Source organism: Eubacterium sp. An11 (genome assembly GCF_002161065.1).
GTDB lineage: Bacteria > Bacillota > Clostridia > Lachnospirales > Lachnospiraceae > Anaerobutyricum > Anaerobutyricum faecale.
In genome coordinates, this window is the sequence record NZ_NFLV01000042.1 from 1 (window position 1) to 17,833 (window position 17,833).

The 17,833-nt window shown below is 46.9% G+C and carries 21 protein-coding genes; 4 read left to right on the forward strand and 17 right to left on the reverse strand.

Annotated elements, in window-relative coordinates; translation table 11 throughout:
• The coding region (locus tag B5E53_RS17320) for a hypothetical protein (RefSeq protein ID WP_242963813.1) at positions 1–726 on the forward strand (726 nt) is incomplete at its 5' end.
• A gap of 17 nt (positions 727–743) precedes the next feature.
• A complete protein-coding gene (locus tag B5E53_RS17325) occupies positions 744–1,181 on the forward strand; it encodes a hypothetical protein (protein WP_087317300.1) in 438 nt (145 codons plus the stop codon).
• A gap of 59 nt (positions 1,182–1,240) precedes the next feature.
• Here the strand turns inward: B5E53_RS17325 and B5E53_RS17330 are convergent, their stop codons facing one another.
• Entirely contained in the window at positions 1,241–1,756 is a 516-nt protein-coding gene (locus B5E53_RS17330) for a helix-turn-helix transcriptional regulator (protein ID WP_087317301.1), read from the reverse strand.
• Positions 1,757–1,992: 236 nt separating this feature from the next.
• Between B5E53_RS17330 and B5E53_RS17335 the strand changes: the two genes are divergently transcribed.
• Positions 1,993–2,265, forward strand: coding sequence for a type II toxin-antitoxin system Phd/YefM family antitoxin (locus B5E53_RS17335; RefSeq protein ID WP_015573205.1), 273 nt, complete (start codon positions 1,993–1,995; stop codon positions 2,263–2,265).
• The gene (locus B5E53_RS17340) at positions 2,246–2,560 is read left to right on the forward strand and encodes a type II toxin-antitoxin system RelE/ParE family toxin (protein ID WP_087317303.1); all 315 of its coding nucleotides are present in this window, start codon (positions 2,246–2,248) and stop codon (positions 2,558–2,560) included. Before B5E53_RS17335 ends, B5E53_RS17340 begins: the two co-directional genes overlap by 20 nt.
• A 74-nt stretch (positions 2,561–2,634) precedes the next feature.
• On the opposite strand, the gene B5E53_RS17345 is transcribed toward B5E53_RS17340, so the two are convergent.
• The 16 genes from B5E53_RS17345 to B5E53_RS17420 form a co-directional block, all read right to left on the reverse strand.
• The gene (locus tag B5E53_RS17345) at positions 2,635–3,192 is read right to left on the reverse strand and encodes a DUF3267 domain-containing protein (protein ID WP_087317305.1); all 558 of its coding nucleotides are present in this window, start codon (positions 3,190–3,192) and stop codon (positions 2,635–2,637) included.
• Entirely contained in the window at positions 3,189–3,689 is a 501-nt protein-coding gene (locus tag B5E53_RS17350) for a hypothetical protein (protein ID WP_087317307.1), read from the reverse strand. Before B5E53_RS17350 ends, B5E53_RS17345 begins: the two co-directional genes overlap by 4 nt.
• Positions 3,690–3,853: 164 nt before the next feature.
• On the reverse strand, positions 3,854–4,585 hold the full coding sequence (locus B5E53_RS17355) for a LytTR family DNA-binding domain-containing protein (RefSeq protein ID WP_087317308.1): 732 nt from the start codon (positions 4,583–4,585) through the stop codon (positions 3,854–3,856).
• A 20-nt stretch (positions 4,586–4,605) separates the two neighbouring features.
• Positions 4,606–5,970 carry a GHKL domain-containing protein gene (locus B5E53_RS17360; protein ID WP_087317310.1) on the reverse strand — a complete coding sequence of 455 codons (1,365 nt, stop codon included), beginning with the start codon at positions 5,968–5,970 and terminating at the stop codon, positions 4,606–4,608.
• Between the two features lie 259 nt (positions 5,971–6,229).
• Positions 6,230–6,640 carry a response regulator transcription factor gene (locus tag B5E53_RS17365; RefSeq protein ID WP_087317312.1) on the reverse strand — a complete coding sequence of 137 codons (411 nt, stop codon included), beginning with the start codon at positions 6,638–6,640 and terminating at the stop codon, positions 6,230–6,232.
• Positions 6,633–7,157: a hypothetical protein gene (locus tag B5E53_RS17370; RefSeq protein WP_087317314.1), complete on the reverse strand. Its 525-nt coding sequence runs from the start codon at positions 7,155–7,157 to the stop codon at positions 6,633–6,635. Before B5E53_RS17370 ends, B5E53_RS17365 begins: the two co-directional genes overlap by 8 nt.
• Positions 7,158–7,186: 29 nt before the next feature.
• The gene (locus B5E53_RS17375; protein WP_087317316.1) at positions 7,187–7,600 is read right to left on the reverse strand and encodes a hypothetical protein; all 414 of its coding nucleotides are present in this window, start codon (positions 7,598–7,600) and stop codon (positions 7,187–7,189) included.
• Positions 7,600–8,277: an ABC transporter ATP-binding protein gene (locus B5E53_RS17380; RefSeq protein WP_087317318.1), complete on the reverse strand. Its 678-nt coding sequence runs from the start codon at positions 8,275–8,277 to the stop codon at positions 7,600–7,602. The genes B5E53_RS17375 and B5E53_RS17380 overlap by 1 nt, the downstream gene beginning before the upstream one ends.
• Positions 8,278–8,306: 29 nt before the next feature.
• Positions 8,307–9,572 carry an FtsX-like permease family protein gene (locus B5E53_RS17385; RefSeq protein WP_087317320.1) on the reverse strand — a complete coding sequence of 422 codons (1,266 nt, stop codon included), beginning with the start codon at positions 9,570–9,572 and terminating at the stop codon, positions 8,307–8,309.
• A 12-nt stretch (positions 9,573–9,584) separates the two neighbouring features.
• Positions 9,585–10,859 (reverse strand): ABC transporter permease, encoded by a 1,275-nt coding sequence (locus B5E53_RS17390; protein WP_087317322.1) that lies wholly within the window; start codon positions 10,857–10,859, stop codon positions 9,585–9,587.
• A gap of 16 nt (positions 10,860–10,875) precedes the next feature.
• Entirely contained in the window at positions 10,876–12,150 is a 1,275-nt protein-coding gene (locus B5E53_RS17395) for an FtsX-like permease family protein (RefSeq protein WP_087317324.1), read from the reverse strand.
• A 15-nt stretch (positions 12,151–12,165) separates the two neighbouring features.
• Positions 12,166–13,503 (reverse strand): FtsX-like permease family protein, encoded by a 1,338-nt coding sequence (locus tag B5E53_RS17400; RefSeq protein WP_087317326.1) that lies wholly within the window; start codon positions 13,501–13,503, stop codon positions 12,166–12,168.
• 265 nt (positions 13,504–13,768) lie between these two features.
• A complete protein-coding gene (locus B5E53_RS17405; RefSeq protein ID WP_087317328.1) occupies positions 13,769–14,167 on the reverse strand; it encodes a helix-turn-helix domain-containing protein in 399 nt (132 codons plus the stop codon).
• A gap of 208 nt (positions 14,168–14,375) precedes the next feature.
• Complete coding sequence (locus B5E53_RS17410; protein ID WP_242963814.1) at positions 14,376–15,305, reverse strand: M23 family metallopeptidase; 930 nt, start codon at positions 15,303–15,305, stop codon at positions 14,376–14,378.
• A 65-nt stretch (positions 15,306–15,370) separates the two neighbouring features.
• Positions 15,371–16,741 (reverse strand): HAMP domain-containing sensor histidine kinase, encoded by a 1,371-nt coding sequence (locus B5E53_RS17415; RefSeq protein ID WP_204245548.1) that lies wholly within the window; start codon positions 16,739–16,741, stop codon positions 15,371–15,373.
• The gene (locus B5E53_RS17420) at positions 16,722–17,399 is read right to left on the reverse strand and encodes a response regulator transcription factor (protein ID WP_087317330.1); all 678 of its coding nucleotides are present in this window, start codon (positions 17,397–17,399) and stop codon (positions 16,722–16,724) included. Before B5E53_RS17420 ends, B5E53_RS17415 begins: the two co-directional genes overlap by 20 nt.
• Positions 17,400–17,833 lie beyond the last annotated feature (434 nt).

The following is a 17,833-nucleotide window of genomic DNA, read 5'->3' on the forward strand; positions in this document are numbered from 1 at the left end:
GCTGTGCGCTCTGTTATCCTGAACGATAAAGGAGGAACTTTTATGCTTACGCTCTATACCGCTGTCGGCAGTCTTCAGTTTGTAAATGTGAACGGGAAACCGGTCCCCCATGTGATCAACAACCAGAAGGAATACGGGATGTCCAAAGAGGAGTTTCTGGTGTGGAGCTGCCTGGCCTTCCAGATCCTGACCTATCCGGAACTGGAGCGTCTGTTTGAAAAAAACTGTGCAGACTCCGGTCAGTCCATCTCCCTGCCGCTGTCCCATTACCTGAACCGTCTGCTCCTGCGGGGGCTTCTGGTAAAAGGGATGGGAGTAAGCGCCGTGGATGCCCTGTACCGGCTTCTGGGAACGCTGACCATCACGCCCGTTGAGGACCGTTTTCTCCCCCGGCTTGCCAGCGTGTTCCTGCTCTACACCAAAGGGCAGGTACGTCTGAAAGATATCCCCCGGCTCCTGCGTAAGACAAAGTGTACGCCCACGGAGCGGGAAGTCCTGGCTCTTGCCGGAAAAGCGCCCCTGTCCACAGCAGAGCTGCTGCTCAGTATGGAGCGCGGTATCCTGATCCGGAAAGAAGAGGATATCATGGAGAAGCTCTACACCTCGCCGGAAGACACCTGCAGCACGCTTACGGATACCGTGCAGATCACTCACGCCCAGTATCCCATCCTGCAGGCGGTCAGCAACCTGTACCTGAACCAGAAGATCCTGTTCCAGAAGATTTGATCCGAAAGGAGAACCCTATGCCGAAACCATTATTTACCCGGCTGGCTGCCATCTGTGCAGTCGGCCTTTTCTGTGTCCTTTTTGGATGCGTTTATGCCCTGTCTCAGAAGGATACCATCCTGCTGGTCATGAGCCTGCTTCTTGGCGTGTGCTGCATCATACGCTTCCTCCTTTTATACCAGGCTGTAAAAGCAGAGAACTATCGGGTTCTGGAGGGCATCTGCGTTAAGCGGGAAAAATCGCCCCTCACTCGGAATCAGCAGGTGCTGTTCCGTACCTCGGACGGAAAAGAATACCGTTTCAGCCTGGAAAAACACACCCGGCTTCTGGCTGGCCACAGCTACCGGCTCTATTTTAAAAAAGAAAACCGTTTGGAAGAAAAAGCTGGGGATCTGCTACATACTCCGGCGCTGATCGGTTACGAAGAACTGACGGAAGTATCTGCAGAAGAATAAAAAATGTCCTGTACAACTGGAATCAATCAGGTGTACAGGACACTTTTTAGCGATGAAAGTTATCTGTTTTTATAGGTGAAGATAATCCCAATGATAGAGCCAATAAGAGCGAATGGCGCCAGTCTTACAAACAAAAATTCAACGCCATGCAGGATGGTCCCTGCAACTGCAAGCTCCGGATCATTGTAATCCCAGTTCAAATATTCGCTCTGCATAGCTGCAAAAGCAACAAATACGACTATGATAACCGCACACAACGCAAAAAGCAGATAGCGGATTGTCTGAATCCTCATCTTACTTCTTTTAGCAAATTGGAGGTTAATTTTTTCCAGTTTTTCAGAAATACTTTTGAGATCCAACTCATTCACACATGGCTCCTGTACGGTTTCTCCTAACAGTATACTTACTGAAGTATCCAGTTCGTCTGCTAACGAAATGAGCATATTTGAGTCAGGAACCGATAGACCTTTTTCCCATTTCGATACCGTCTGCCTTACTACATTCAGTTTTACGGCAAGTTCTTCTTGCGATAATCCTTTTGCCTTTCGGAGATTTTTAATATTTTCATTCAGCATAACCTGTGCCTCCTTTGTTTTGATACAACTATTAAATATCAAAAGCACCGTTGCCACAAGCAACACAAATTAACATTTCCATTATTACTACAAATGTTAATCTATTGATACCTCAAATATACCAAATAAGTATTCTTCCTGCTACACTTTAAGATAAAAGAATCGCAGTCAACGAATAAGTTTCTTGCTTTTGTGATAAAATTATGATAAAATAACGCCATAAAGGAGGCGATACTATGCTCAATATTCGTCCTGTTTCAGATCTGCGCAATCGCTTTTCTGAAGTTGAAGAGGATGTCCTGTCCAAAGGTGAACCGGTTTTTCTTACCAAAAACGGTTACGGTTCTATGGTTCTGCTCAGTCTGGAGCAATACGAAGAACTGACGAATGATGTGGAGCTGGCGTTGGATGAAGCGGACCGCGCCGCTGACCTCTCTGACACACGCTATTCTGCCGACGAGGTTTTTGGTCGGGTGAGGAGGCGCATCCGTGAACGAAAAGCATTATGACCTGCGGTTTCTCCCTCTATTTGAAGATGACCTCAATGAAATCGTAGACTACATTACCTATCGGCTGAGAAATCCCGCTGCGGCAGAACGACTGGTGGACGATGTGGAAACAGCCATTTTAGAAAGGCTTCCCTGTGCAGAATCCTTCGAGCCTTTTCACTCGGCACGAGAACGTCAATATCCATATTATCGCATCCAGGTGCGGAACTTCACCGTTTTCTATGTGGTGATTGGAAACATTATGGAAGTTCGACGGATTTTGTATAGCCGACGGAATTGGAAAAAACAACTTTAAAATCAGTACCCCGATCTTCTCATTCAATGAAACAGACCGGGGTACTTGTCTATGAAATTACCTTTTTCATGAAATTATTCTTGGTTCTTTACAAGCCCGATAAATCCAGCTCCATCCGGGTTGTCTGCGATCAGCTCAGCTTCGCTGCGCAGTACAAACCAGGAAATGGCAAGATCTGCGCCTGGCAACATCAGGTTTACAAGTGCTGTCAGTACCGATATTGTGCCGGGGCAGAAAAGCAGGAATATAAAGCTGCCGCCACCCAGGATAAAGAATGGAAGAAGCGTACCTGTAAGATAGGCTTTGGTTGGAAGGACCGTCCGGCAGGCACACATAGGAATGCCATTATGAACAAAAAACGTCACATCACCTTTTTGCAGCCGTCCTGCCAGTTTCCATCCAAAACCATGGAGGGCTTCGTGTAACGGTACACTGACTATAATAACAGCCAGCAGGATCAGGCCAGTGTGATCCAACAGAACCGCCCGGTCAAACAGGAACATCCGATACATTCCTCCAGCCAGAAGTATGAATGGAAGGGCAAATAAAGTACCCCACAGGTAGGTCTGGAATGTAGTAAGGGTATGCCGCTTCGCCTGCCAGCCTTGGGCAGTGAGAAATTCCAGACTCACGCAATTTCCTCCCTCCGCACGGGCAGAGCCTTCAGAGCTTCCAGGGTAGCGTCCAGATTGGAGCGGTGCCAGTTGGCGACTTTCAGCGCACCGGAACCCGTGATACCGGAACCGAGCCCGCTCATACCTACAGACAGCGTACCGGAGTGGCGCCACTCGCTCAGTTCTTTCTGCTGGGCAGACAGGACAATCATTCCTTCATCTGTGTCCAGCTCGATACGCCAGTTGAGCATATCTTCCTTTACCTCTACTTTGCGGATCGTATGGTAGGGGATTTCCAGTGCCACATCTTTTTTCAGCATGAGGGACATCCGTCCAAAGGGAAGCAATACCAAAGAGTCCTGGCACATTTGCAGGGCAAAAAACTCATTAGAAAAGAATTTGGCAATCCGCTCACTCATATTAGTGGGAGCGTAAGTAACGATAATCGCACGGTCAGGGATGGGGGTGAATCCGGCTTCCTTTACAAATTCGGTAACATATTTTTCAGCAGGCATAGTAGATATCTCCTTTCAACTTTTAAAATGTTTTTTGTTTGCTTTCGATGGTCTAAGTATAGCAGACAACCAGAAGCTACGACCGTTTCTTTCGCCAATGGTCCGATACGTTTCGCCAAGTGCAAAACTCCGGGTCTTGCCTTGCGGCAAAGCCCGGAGCTTAGTTAATCTGACCGACGATATTCACTTTTTGCCTTGCGGGAGAGCAGGCAGCTATCCCCATTGTCCATTTCCACTGTCTGTTCCTTTAAGTTTACTGCCCGGATACGGGAGCGGTTGACCAGGAAACTCCGATGGCACCGCCAGAACCCATCTCCTAATTGTTTGGCCAGGTGCTCCAGACTGCTGTTGAACTCCAGTAATTCATCGTCCAGATGCATCTGCAGCGTATGCCGTATCCCCACCGCCTCCAAATAGAGAATACTGTCCGTTGGAATGTGCCGTACGGTATCCAGAATCTTTACCGTACAATAGCTGCCCTGCCCGGGGCGCTGGGCCTCCATCCGTTCCCGGATACTCTCAAGACACTTCTGTACCCGGCCTGTCATAGCGGTACGGTCACCTTTTACAATGTAATCCAGAGCCTCCAGCCGCAAACGGAAAGTCTCAAAGGCAAGATCATTGTGGGCGGTAATGAACACAATGAATCCTCTGGGATCGTACTGCCGCAGCTTTTGTGCCAGCTCCAATCCGCTCATTCTACCGGGAAAGTCAATGTCCAGAAAATAAATAGCCGGAACGGAATCCTGCTTTTGCATCTCCAACAGCTTTTCCGGGTCATCCATCGTCTGCACCGGCCCCATGTCGCTGTCCAGGATCAAAATCTGATTACTGACAATCTGCTCCAGGTTCTTGCGGATGGGCAGCTCATCGTCGCAGATATAAACTGGGATCATGTAAATCACCTCCTGAATGATCAGATAGCTGGAATATGCAGCTCTTGAATAAACATTCCATCCTTCAGATAGGTACGGGTAGCGCATCCCCGACAACGGGCTACAATGCGCCGATAACTGGTCAGTCCTGTTCCATGTCCAGAACCTTTAGTGGTATACCCCTTCTTCGCCAGGGCAGAAAGATCCGGCGCTTTTTCATAATTATTTGCCACTGCAAGATACAGTTCCTTCTCCTCCTGGAGCAGAACCACCCGTACCTGGCCTTCTTCCTTTGGAACAGCCTCTATTGCATTGTCAAGCAGGATCCCCAAGGCTCGAAGCAGGTCGTCGGTATCCATCCCCAGCCGACTGTCTATTGGTTTCATAGCCTCCAGTACACCCTTAATCCGCATCTGCCGCATCTTTGCCAGTTTGGTAGCCAGAAGACTCCTTAAGGGGTAAAGTTGAATGTTGTTGAGTCCATCCATCTGCGCAATCTCGTTACCCAGCTTTTCATCAAAATAACTGCTGGTTCGCTTCATAAAATCCTGGATGCCCGCCAGATCTCCCTCTTGCGCCTGGAGAGTAAGACCGGAAAACAAGTTAGTAAAATCATGGCGGAAAGCCCGGATCTCCTGTTGAAGTTCTTCCAGCAACGCCATATGAGCCTGCTGCTGCAGGATCGTTTCCTCCTGTGCTTTGATACGATCCTGTCCGGCAGCATACATGGCAACGAACTGAAGCAGGAACACTCCCACTATAATCAATGCAAAGAAAAAAGTTGCATAACTGGCATCCGGGGTCAGGTCCGGGAACAAAATCTGCTGCAAAGGCATTATGAGCATAAGCGCAAGACAGACCACCAGAGTCAGGATCCCCCTGACCCGGCTACGGAACATGGCAGCAAAATACCGGTAGAACTCGGACCGTTTCAAAATAGCTGCCACAAGAAGGGCGATTCCAACAGTCAGCGTATATGGCACAACCAGACGCACGAAAACCAAAAAATGCTGCCGGTCAAACAGCGGCGAGTATTCCTCCACTACATACAGCATGGTATTATTGGCAGTGTTTACGACAAAGGTACACAGAATGGCAGCCGTAAAGGTATACAACAGCGGAATACGATGAACTCTGGTCATTAACTTACCCAAAATTAAAGCTGTAAGTACATAGCAGACGGCATCAAAAACCGCACTTGGAATATCTTCCTGTCCGAGCCCCAGGTTGTAAACGCCATATAGAAGCAGCGCCATCCATTGGAGTACCTCTGCGCAGACGAAGAAAATGCCCAGCGACTTCCAGTGGATCCTGCGCCCCAGAATACCGGCTGTCAGGATATACAGTGCCAGCGCCATCATAGCGTAGGTAAAAGCAACAGTGCCAAGACGAAATGCTAAGCTCATGGTATTAAACCTCTCTTTACACAAAATGAGTATATACGCTGTTCTGCTCTCCCTATTGCTCCAAAATAATTATTCTTGTAATAAAAGCAGTCTTCCGGGAAGGCGAACCAAACAGTCAATCTAAGTAAGTATATCAAATCTTTCATTCAATGAAAAGAGAAACTATAGCATAATGGCAAAACACCTGGAGCGTTTAGCAATTCGGCAATTTTTTCTATTTTTACCGTTTTTATAATTACTTCAAATGAATCCCAGGGGCTCACTCCCCTGGGACATCCACAAATTTATATCCAACTCCCCACACCGTCTGGATATATTCTTTCTTTGTAACCTTCCGCAGCTTCTGGCGGATATTCCCGATGATACAGAACACTGCACTGCTTACATCCACCGGCTCTTCCTTCCAGACTGCCTGGTAGATCTGCTCTTTCGTGAAGACTCTCCCTGGATGACTGGCAAGGTACGCCAGGGTGTGAAATTCGTAATTCTCTGTCAGAGAAATTCCTTGCCCCTGATAAGATGCCTGGTGGCGGAGTGAGTCAATACAGAGTCCGGAATACTCAAGAACCGAATCTGCCTCCGGCAATGCCTGACCTCCATCCAGTCTTGCCAGGATCTGTTCCTTCACCAGACCGGAACTTTCTGTCGTGCGAAGTACCAGCTCAATCATACCTGTTTCGTACCGCCTTCCCCGCCGTCTGAAATGTTACGGATATCAGCTCCTTTTTCCCGCTTCTGGAAATCTTCACGTCATATCCCACAGATTCCAGATACTGAAGCGCCAGCCATCTGCTTGTTCCCAGCCTTTCACTGTCTGCCTTTCTTTCCGTTTCTCCTGTACCGCCTGTTGCTGTGAAGAACAGTGTTTGGTCTTTTCCTGAGAAAAGGACCTGTACCGGATGTATCTCGCATACCAATACATAGAAAAGCGCACAGACGGCTGCCTGTACCTGGCAGGTACACAAAATCTCTTTATCCTCTGCGATTTCCCGAAAATCCATTTTTACGGGAATCTTTTCTTTGCGAAGCTCCGTTTCCATTTCCTCAAAGATCTCCAGGCACATCAACAGGAGATTCTTATGCTGCGTCTCTGTTTTCCACTGGGAAAAAGGCGTCTTATTTAATGTAAGCCAGTTTTCGATCAGATAACTTTTCTCTACTTTCCTGTCATCTTTCTCAGTCTTCATTGTTTATCCCCTCCTCCTGCCTGCATGGATCATTCCGGCTCCCTTTCTTTAAATCCCCATTCCTCAAAATCAGTATCTTCCGTTTCCTGCCTGGAGCCATCTGCTTCTTCAGACACAGCCTCTATTGGCCCGTTAAGCATGGGAGACGATGCTTCCGGCTGTAAATCCAGCTTTTGCGCAGCAACTCTCGGAAGCACATATCCGCAAAAGATCAGGATTGCTGAAAGCGCAAAATACTGCACACAACTGGATAAATAAAGATTCACGATTGCCAGTTCATTTCCGGCTACGGGAACACCCTGCTCCAACTGCAGGGAAATATTCTTGTGGCAGGCGGCCAATGCCGTTACCGCTGTAACTAGCAGGATCAGTGCAAGGATGTAAAACACTGCAGAAAGCATTTTTCCCTTATGGATGGATCCAGGGGATGAAATCCGTCTCATTACCTTCCCCTCCTTCCATTCCGTGCCTTCAGTGTGTCCGATATCCGGTCCAGAACCTGGAGTTCTCCCCGTTTCAGCCTGCATATCACATCTGCCTGCTTCGCCAGCTCATTCGAGTGTGTAACTACGACCACACACTTATTCATCTTGTGGGCGCTTTCTTTGAGGATCTCCGTAATATCCCGTGCCGTATCCTCATCCAGATTTCCGGTAGGCTCATCGGCAAGAATGACCGGCGCCTCACTGGCCAGAGCCCGTGCGATAGCCACACGCTGCTGCTGTCCGCCGGAGAGTTTCAATACGTTGCGCTTTGCCTCTTCTTTTGTCAGCCCCAGCCGCTCCAGGATGGGAAGCGGCGGCAGCTTGGAGGTGAGGGCTACATTTTCCTTTGGATTCAGATAGTCGATCAGGTTGTATGCCTGGAAAATGAAAGACACATGATTCTTCCGGTGGTCGGAAAGCCCTGTCTTCGCAATATCCTGGTCCTCGAATAAGATCTGCCCGCTGGTCGGGCTATCCAGGCCGCCGATCAGGGACAAAAGCGTAGTCTTCCCACAGCCGGACGGGCCAAGGATTGCATAGAGCTTTCCCTGCTCCATCTGGACATTTATACCACGCAATACTTTTCTTCGGTTGTCATAGGTATACCCTACGTTTTTTACTTCCATGATGCTCATACTGTTTACCTCGTTTCTTTTCTATTTCTTTACTCCATCTGTGACAAAATGGCCTTCGGTTTCATCCGCATGACCGGGATACACGACACCAGTACCGCTATGATAAGCAAGCCCGCTCCGGCAACTCCAACCAGAACAAAATGCTGGGGCGTAACAATGACGTTCTCAGCCGCCTTTCCAAACAGTGTGCCTAGAGTCCCCGCCATTTCCCGGCTTGCCAGATATGCCAGTGGAAATGCTGCTACAGCAACCAGGCAAATCTCCAGTATTTGCTGCAAGAGGACAGCGTACTTTTCAATCCCTACTGCCAGCAGGATCCCGATTTCCCGTTTGCGGCTTCGGATAGACATGGAAAGGATCAGGATGATCAGTACCATGCTTACCACGGTAATCATTACAATCAGTGTTGTAACTAAAGTGGTGGTATCCGAGAGAGAGCTGGAAATACGCTCATATACTTCGTTGTTCACCGTGATGTAGTAGTTGTTCCAGTCGATGGAGGTGTTGTTCTGGACTTCCTGAACAATGCTCTCCAGCTTCGCCGCGTCAGAAACGAAGAAATCTACGGAAGTAATCCCATTCCCTTCGCTTGCCGTATAGGGCGCAGAGATAGCGGACATGGTATCCATATCTACAAAGACATATTCCTCATAATCATAAAAGGTCGAGGGCCTTGCCATCGTTGCCTGTTCGTCATTATCATCCGCAATGACCTCAAACAAGCCCGCAATCTGGCACTCAACCAGCGGATCATCCGGATTTCCATTTTTCACTTCCAGGGTATCACCAATAGACAGTCCATATTTCTCAGCCAAGCCTTCGTACAAAATAATTCCACTATTACCCTCCGTTACATGGCGGCCTTCTGTTAAACGCAAGGCTCCACTAAGAAACAGTGGAGAATACTCCGAATCAAAGCAGCCTGTTCCATAAAAGAGGTCTGCTACATATTCCCGTTCATCTGTCCCTTTCATCAAAGTATCTTGATTATAGAGATTTACGATTGTCCAATGAGAAGTGTTATAGGCTTCCACACCGTCAATCGCAGCAATCTCCTCAATCACCTCATCTGTGACAGGCTGTAAGGTATAGCCATTGTTGGCATTGACGGTAAAACTGGCACCTGTCACGCCCCGCAGTTCTTCCGACTGCTCCTCCTGTGCGTCTGCAATCGCCAGCCCCGACAACACCAGAGTCGTAATAAAGAGAAGCAGGCAGAAAAGCAGCAACGTCTTTTTCCATTTTCGGACGGTATGTAAAACCGCCCGTATTCCTAAATTCGTTTTGTGGTTCATCTCTCGTCTCCTTTATTCCATCTGGGATAAGATCTGTCTCGGCTTCAAACGCATGGCCGAGATGCTGGATATCAGAACTGCTGTAATCAGCAGAATACCGCCCCCGACAGCAACCAACAAAAAATGCTCTGGCAGAACGATTACACTTTCTGATGCCTTGCCAAATAGCATTCCCAGGACGCCTGCCACCTGCTTGCTGGAGAGGTAAGCCAGCGGAAAGGCCACCACCGCAATCAGCAGCGTTTCCAGCACATATTGGAGAATCACCGCAGGTTTGGCAATCCCCACTGCCAACAGGATGCCGGTTTCTCTCTTTCGGCTGCGGGTGGACATTGACAGGATGAGGATAATCAGCACCATACTCACTACAGTAATAGCAACGATCAGTGTAGTGATCAAAGTTTCCGTGTCAGAAAGGGCGCTGGAAATATTCTGATATACCTCGTCGTTGGCAGTGATGGTATAGTTGTTCCAGTTGATAGAGGAAATACTCTGCACTTCTTCAATAATATTGTTCAGTTGTGCTGCATCATTCACATAGAAGAACGCATCCTCGATCCCTCCACCGTCGGAATACTCCACCGCCATGGCGGTGGTAGCGTCATTGCTGCAAAAAGCATATTCGGTAAAATCCCACAGGGAGGAGTCATCATACATATTGGCCTCGTCCTCTTTGTCCGCCACGATATCAAAAACCCCTACCAGTTCCATCTCTATCTCTGGATTATCGTAGTTGGGATCCCAAATCTTTCCAATTACGGTATCGCCAAGCTGCAGGCCGTTTTTCTCCACACATTCCCGGCTTAAAAGGATGCCATTGGTCATATCCTCGGTGATATGGGAGCCTTCTACCAATGCAAGCTGCCCTGATACAAACAAGCTGTTGTATTGGGAATTGAAAGAACCATACGCATAAAAGCTGAAGCTCTCCAAGCTCAGGCTTTCCCCCGCCGCATTGCTCAACTGCGGCAAACAGCCGGTGGAGGCATCATAGCCGGCAACGCCTTCCACCGATGCAATTTCCTGAATCATCTCTTCGGAGATAAACTCCTGTGTGCTGTAAGAGCCGCCATTCTCACTGGCCCAACCACCCGTAGATAAATTTCTCTCCACGGTGAAGCTGGCACCGGTGGTTCCCCTGACTTCCTCTGTCTGCTCTTCCTGGGCGTCTGCAATCGCCAGACCGGATAATACCAGTGTGCTGATTGCTAAAAGTAGGCAGAATACCAGCAGCGTTTTTTTCCACTTCCGCACGGTATATAAAATGGCCCGTAGTCCTAAATTCATATCGTTTCTCCCTCCTTTACTCCATCTGTGTCAAAATCTGCCTGGGCTTTAACCGCATGGCTGAAATACTGGATACCAGCACCGCCGCCACAAGCAAAATGCCACTTGCAATAGCTACCAATATAAAATGCTGCGGCGTGACGATGACATTCTCCTCTGTCTTGCCAAACAATATTCCCAGGATGCCAGCCACCTGCTTGCTGGACAGGTAGGCCAGCGGGAAGGCCACCACTGCGATTAACAGAGTTTCCAGCACATATTGGAGAATGACCGCAGGCTTGGCGATACCCACCGCCAGCAAAATGCCTGTTTCCCGTTTCCGACTGCGAATGGACATGGAGAGAATCAGGGTAATAAGCACCATGCTCACAGCGGTAATAACAACAATGAGGGTGGTAATCAGGGTTTCGGTATCAGAGAGGGCGCTGGAAATATTCTGATATACCTCATCATTGGTAGTGATGTTAAAGTTGTTCCAGTTGATAGAGGAAATCTTTTGCACTTCTTCAATCACGCTATCTAACTGAGCAGCGTCAGAGACATAGAAATAGGCTTCGGAAATACCTTCGTTTTCGTCGCCCCAACCCTCAAGCAACCCTTCCGCTGCTTCCATACTGCAAAAGGTGTAGTTTGAATAGTCGAAATAGGAGGCATTATCATACAGATTCACCGCATCGTCTTTGTCAGCGACAATATCAAAAATACCCACAATTTCCATATCCACAGCCGGAGTGTTGCTTTCAGGATAATAAATCCCTGTCAAGGTATCTCCAATTTCTAACCCATTCCAATCAGCAAGGTCCCGGCTGATGATAAGTCCGTTTTTCATATCTTCGGTTATATGAGAACCCTCTACCAGTTCAAATCTTCCCGATAAGAACATAGCGTTGTACTCGGAATTATAAGAACCATAAGAATAAAAACCGTATCTTTCTGTTTTCAATGCCTCGCCATCTTCATTAAAGAAATCTTCATGTACAATAAGAGAAGCATCATAGCCAGCGATTCCATCCACAGACGCAATTTCCTTAATCACATCCTCAGATATAAATTCCTGAGTGCTATATGAACCGCCGCTACCATTTGACCAACCACCCGTAGATAAATTACGTTCCACGGTAAAGCTGGCTCCGGTGGTTCCTCGAACCTTCTCGGCCTGTTCCTTCTGGGCGTCGGCAATCGCCAGCCCGGACAGCACCAGAGTAGTAATGGCCAGAAGCAGGAAGAACACCAGCAAGGTCTTTTTCCATTTCCGCACGGTATATAAAATTGCCCGTAGTCCTAAATTCATATTACCTGCACCTCCTTAACTCATCTGCGACAAGATACTCTTGGGTTTCATCTTCATAATGGGATAGGCCGCCAGTGCAGTAGAGGCCACACAAAGCGCCATGCCAAAAGCCCACACCATAGCATAATCTTCTCCTGAAACAGCCACCTCAATCTCGGCAAGGTTCAAATCCTCAGCGGGTTCTTCCGCAGCTTCATGTTCCCCTGTCAGATCCACCGTTTCATAGGTTTCGCTTGTTACCTGAGAGAGCAGGCTGCTCCCGATCTGGTGGGAAATGACGGTGCTGGTGCCAAAGGAGATTACAAGGGCGATGGCCGCCACAAGAACCACCTCCAGCAGATACTGCAACAAAACCGAGCCTTTTGAGATTCCCATCGCCAGATAGATACCGGTTTCATGGATGCGTCCCCGGAGGCGCAGCGTCAGGAACAGTGCCAGCACCAGGAAGCAGATCACAGATACCACCGCAATGGCGATAAACACGATATTCTGCAGGCCTTCCAGGGACTCCTTTGCGTTCTGGTAGTCATTGTCATAGCGTGTGAGCGTACAATCCTCCCATGCTACGCCTGGAATTTCCTTTACCTCATCCATGATGCGCTCAAGCTCATCCGGATTATCCACATAAAAATCCCCATACTGTACACTTGCTCCGTCTTCTGTTCCATAGAGCAGGCTGGCGGCTGTGGACAGGTCTGTAAATACAATATTGTCGTAGAGATCATAGGACGGTGCAATGCCGATAGAGTCCTGTTCTTTGGTATTGGTAAAGATCCCGGCCACCGTTACCGGAATGGTACGATTCTTCCCCTCCACATCCTTCAGCAGCATCGTATCCCCTACACTCAGCCCGTTTCTCTGTGCAAATTTCTCATGGATCAGCACCTGATTTCCGCCCTCCGTGGTGATCGGTTCGCCCTGTGTCAGTTCAAACCCGCCTTCTGTAAAGTAACTGTCATCCTGGGAGTTTGAATTTGCCACAATCTTTCCAGCGTGTTCATAGCCTTCCGGTATCTGGGCAGCCTCTTCCGTGTTGATTTCAAGAGGATTCCCCTGTGCATCACAATATTCAGCGTAGGAGTAAGACCGAAGCGTGTACCTGCTGCTCAGTCCGTCAATCCCCAGGATCTGCTCCCGTACCTCCTCTGTGATCCCGCCCTCCAGCTGTTTTCCATTGATTGTGAAGTATCCCAGAAGAGCCTTTTTGATGTTGGCATTAGCCGTTTCTGTGGCAGACTGGATGGAAAAGCAGGTCAGCATCAGCGTTGCCATGACCAGAAGGAACGCAAGCAGCGTAAAAGTCTTTCCTTTCTTCCGTATGGAATAGAGAAAAGCCCGTTTACACAAATTCATTTTTCTTTCACCTCATTTCTTATGTTGTTCTGTTGTCCATGTGTAAGTGAACATTCTAAGGATACATAAGGAAGGTGGAGTTCAGGTGGAGTTGAGATGTTCTTTTGGTGGAGTTGTTTCTAAAAGAAAAAACTGGAGGTTTTCGCAAAGGAAGACCTCCAGACTATTATGTATAGGATAATACTGACTGGATAAGAGTTGTACCTTCTCCAATCTCAGATTTTCTCGCTTGCCAACTTATAAATTACCTGTTCCAGAATCATACCTACATTCTTTGCCAAAGCCATTCTATATCAGGAAATAGCAAATGCAGAATGAAGCCTGCAACAACAAAGACTCCTATAAGGAGAATGATATAACATAATATTTTTACTAATTTCTTAACTTTTGCTTTGCCGTTCTCTACATCTAAATAAATAGAGTTCACTTTCTCATCGGTAAAACTTTTCTCTCTGACATCCTGAACATCTATATCTTTCACTAATTCATCTAATGTCATATCGAAATAGTCACTTAGCATGACGAGCCGTTGGAAATCCGGATAAGATTGACCTACTTCCCATTTGGAAATGGTCTGCCTCGAAACTTGGAGTTCCATACCTAACTGTTCTTGAGACAGCCCCTTCTCCTTTCTGATAGATAAAAGTTTTTCATTGAATTTCATTTCTTCAAAAATCCTCCTTGTGTTCGGTGTCCAAATTATATATTGAGAAGCTGTATAAGGGCAAGCAATAACTGTTGGCAATTTGTCAACTGCGCTTACCATAAGGTTTTTATCTGATTTGTAAACCCATTAAAGCACCCAACACATCCAGATGTAAACCGTCGGTTTGTTGTAACCAAACTATCATAACAACTGAAAAACTGACATTCTATTTATTTTGATTTTCCACAATATCTCCTCTGCTAATATGAGGACTATTATGAGATATGCTGTGATTTCTAATTTTCTCAAACCATATCGGTAGACTGGCTGATAAAAGAAAACTTTTCCCTTGCTGTACTTGGAAATGTATATGTGGTTCACTTGTATTTCCGCTATTACCGCAACGAGCTATCTGCTGTCCTCGATAAACTTTATCTCCTACTTTCACACAAAAGCTGTCCTTTTTTATATGAGCTATGGTGCTGTATTCATGCTCTGAATGTTGAATGATTATATAATTCCCCCGCACATCAGAAGCATGGCAGTCAACCTCCTCTTTCTCAGGAATTGGTGTATCTTCAAAAAGATTTTTTATTTCTATGACAATGCCATCCGCAGCTGCTAAGACAGTTTTCCCGTAACAAAAATAATCTGTCACATTTTTCCCATTGCCTGAAAAGGTTGAACCATTCTTTTGGATATAGAAGTCATAAGCATACCTCTGATTGCAAATACTCCATGAATGTGAGGTTTCTTTATTATTCCCGCCATTAGCGACAGTCCAACATTCTAAAAAGGGAAGACTATAATGAACCTCCGGCATATAAGTATCTACATTAGGTAATCGAAACATATTTCGTATATAAATGAACGGTATTCCAATCAGCATACCTAAGTTCTGTAATAAAAATTTTAATTCATTTATCGTTTCATCTGTACTTTCTGTTCGTAAAACAATAATCAATGACAAAATAAAATCTATTATGGCAAGCAGAAAAAATAAATAGAATAATTCCAGAATTGGAATATCAAAAACACTTCCGGCAATACCAATCAAGCCTAACCAATATAGTTTCTTTATGATTTTAACGACAGTTTCTATGCCAATCTTATTTTTTTGCATATAAAATCCCTTAACAATTTTCAGAATAATCAAGAGTTTCTTTTATTTGCTGCACACTTCAGCTACTGATTTTCTTGATTATATCATGACCGGTCATACTATAACAATCTGAAAAGCGCTGTAAACCGCACGCCATTTTCCGTGTTCTCCATACTATAGGAAATCCCGTGGTGGTCCAGGATCGTTTTTGTGATATACAGCCCCAGACCGCTTCCCCCGCTGTTCCGGTTCCGGGATTTGTCCACCCGGTAGAATGGTGTAAAGAGCTGCTCTAAATCCTCCTGTTCAATGTGTATCCCGCTATTCTCCACAGACAGAACGCCATCCTGCAAGGTCACAGTGACTACGGCTCCACGGGGCGAATAGGCAACCGCATTATCCAGCACATTGGCGAACACCTTTTCCATAAGCCGTGCGTCTCCCTCATAATGAAAATCCAGCTGGATATCCTGGCGCAGCTCCATTTCCTTATCCTCTATCCGTCCCATGACTTTGCGACAGGCTTTCTGCAGCATCCGGCTGATATCCAGGTCCGTGCGTTCCAACTTGAAATCGCTGCCGCCCATCCTGGCTGCGGATAGGATGTCTTTAACGATCCGCTCCATGTCATTGACGGTTTTCATACAGTGCCGCAGGTAAGTATCCCGGTCTTTGTATTCCCCAACCTGGTAGATCATTCCCTCCAGTTCCCCCTTGATAATGGCTATGGGCGTCTTCAGTTCATGGGAAACAGCGGTAAAGAAGTCAATCCTCTGTTTTTCCTGTTCACGCTCCCGTTCAATATCTTTCTGCAGCTGCTCGTTTGCGTCCTGAAGGCTGACAAGTGCATTGTTCAGGCGCTCCGACATCTCATTTAAGCTGTCCGCAAGAACACCGATCTCATCCCTTTGCTTTACCTCGCACTTCCAGGTCATATCCAGGCTGGTCATCCGCTTTGCCACACTGCAGATATGGATCAGTGGCCTGGAGAAATATCTGGAGCAGACCAGCGCCGCAAGAACAGAAATCAGCAGGATCACCACCGCAATCAGCGGGATGAGTTTTAAAAGGATTTCATAGGACTGGGATACCGCAACAAGGGAAATATCAGCAGAAACCTGGTACGTCTGCCATCCTTCCTGAAAGGTAGCAGAACAGGTCATGGTTCTGTCTGTCTCTTCCCAATTTTCCGGATCTGCATAATTTACAGAGAACACATCGCTTCCATCCGTGTCGGTGATCCGCACCGTAGCATTATTTTTCATGGAAAATGCCAGGATCTCCTCCGAGCCTGCTTCCCAGCCACTCCGTTCCAGAGTCTCCATCAGCCTGTAGAAGTCGGAAGTTGCCTGGCTTTCCAGTTCCGTCTGGTAATTTTTCGGCAGGAAGACCATTACCACAGCATAAATGATGACACAGCAGGCCAGCAGCAATGCCAGCATACTCAGAAAGGTCTTCGCCTGGATACTTTCACTGATTTTCTTTTTCAATTTTATATCCCACTCCTCTGATAGTCTCGATATAATCCACGCCCAGTTTCTTACGGATATTTTTGATATGCGTATTCACGATCTTCTGATCCCCGTAATACTCATATCCCCACACGCTGTCCAGAAGGCTCTCCCTGGAAAACACTTTTCCCGGATTTTCCAAAAGGAGCTTCAGGATTTCAAACTCCCGGCTGGTAAGGGATACCTCATCCGTTCCTACCAGCACCTCATAATTTTCCGCATCCAGTGTAATCTCTTTATACCGGATCACAGATGGTTCCTCCTCGTTTCCCTGTTCCGTCCGCCGCAGCACCGCCTCAATCCGGCGCAGGACAAGAGGCATGGAAAAGGGCTTGATAATATAGTCATCTGCCAGGACATCAAAGCCCTTCATCTGGCTGGCGTCATCGTCCCGTGCCGTCAGCATGATGATCGGCGTCCGGCTTTCTTTCCGCAGGATCTCGCAGACTGCAAACCCGTCAATCTTCGGCAGCATCAGATCCAGCAGCACCAGGTCCGGATTGCATCTTCGGAATATCTCAATCCCTTCCAAACCATCACCGGCGGCATATACTGTATATCCTGCATCCTCCAGGAACGCCCGGACAATGTTCTGGATGGATGCTTCATCTTCTATAATCAAAATTGTCTTTGCCATAACAGCACCTCCGCTATTTGGACAACAGTGTATCATACAAAGATGGAGTTTTGGTGGAGTTCCCCGATTTTTCATACGGATTTTAAACTTTTCATAGTTTTCCATTTTCTACGGAAAAATCCCAGGAGATTACTCCCCTGGGACATCCACGAATTTGTATCCGACTCCCCACACCGTCTGAATATATTCTTTTGCTATATGCTTCCATAACTTCTGAAAGATATTCCCGTTGAAAAGGCAATACTCTTGTTACTTTCAGATATTTCTTATTCCTCCTAATATCCACCTTGACAAATCTATATCTAGTTTATATTCGCATTTGACACCCACTATATCTTGTGCTACTATAATCTTGTATTTGAGTTTTTGTGTCATCCCGAAATGGGAGTCTGGGCCATTCACCCAGGACACATGCTGTTTAAGTTGGAAAATCG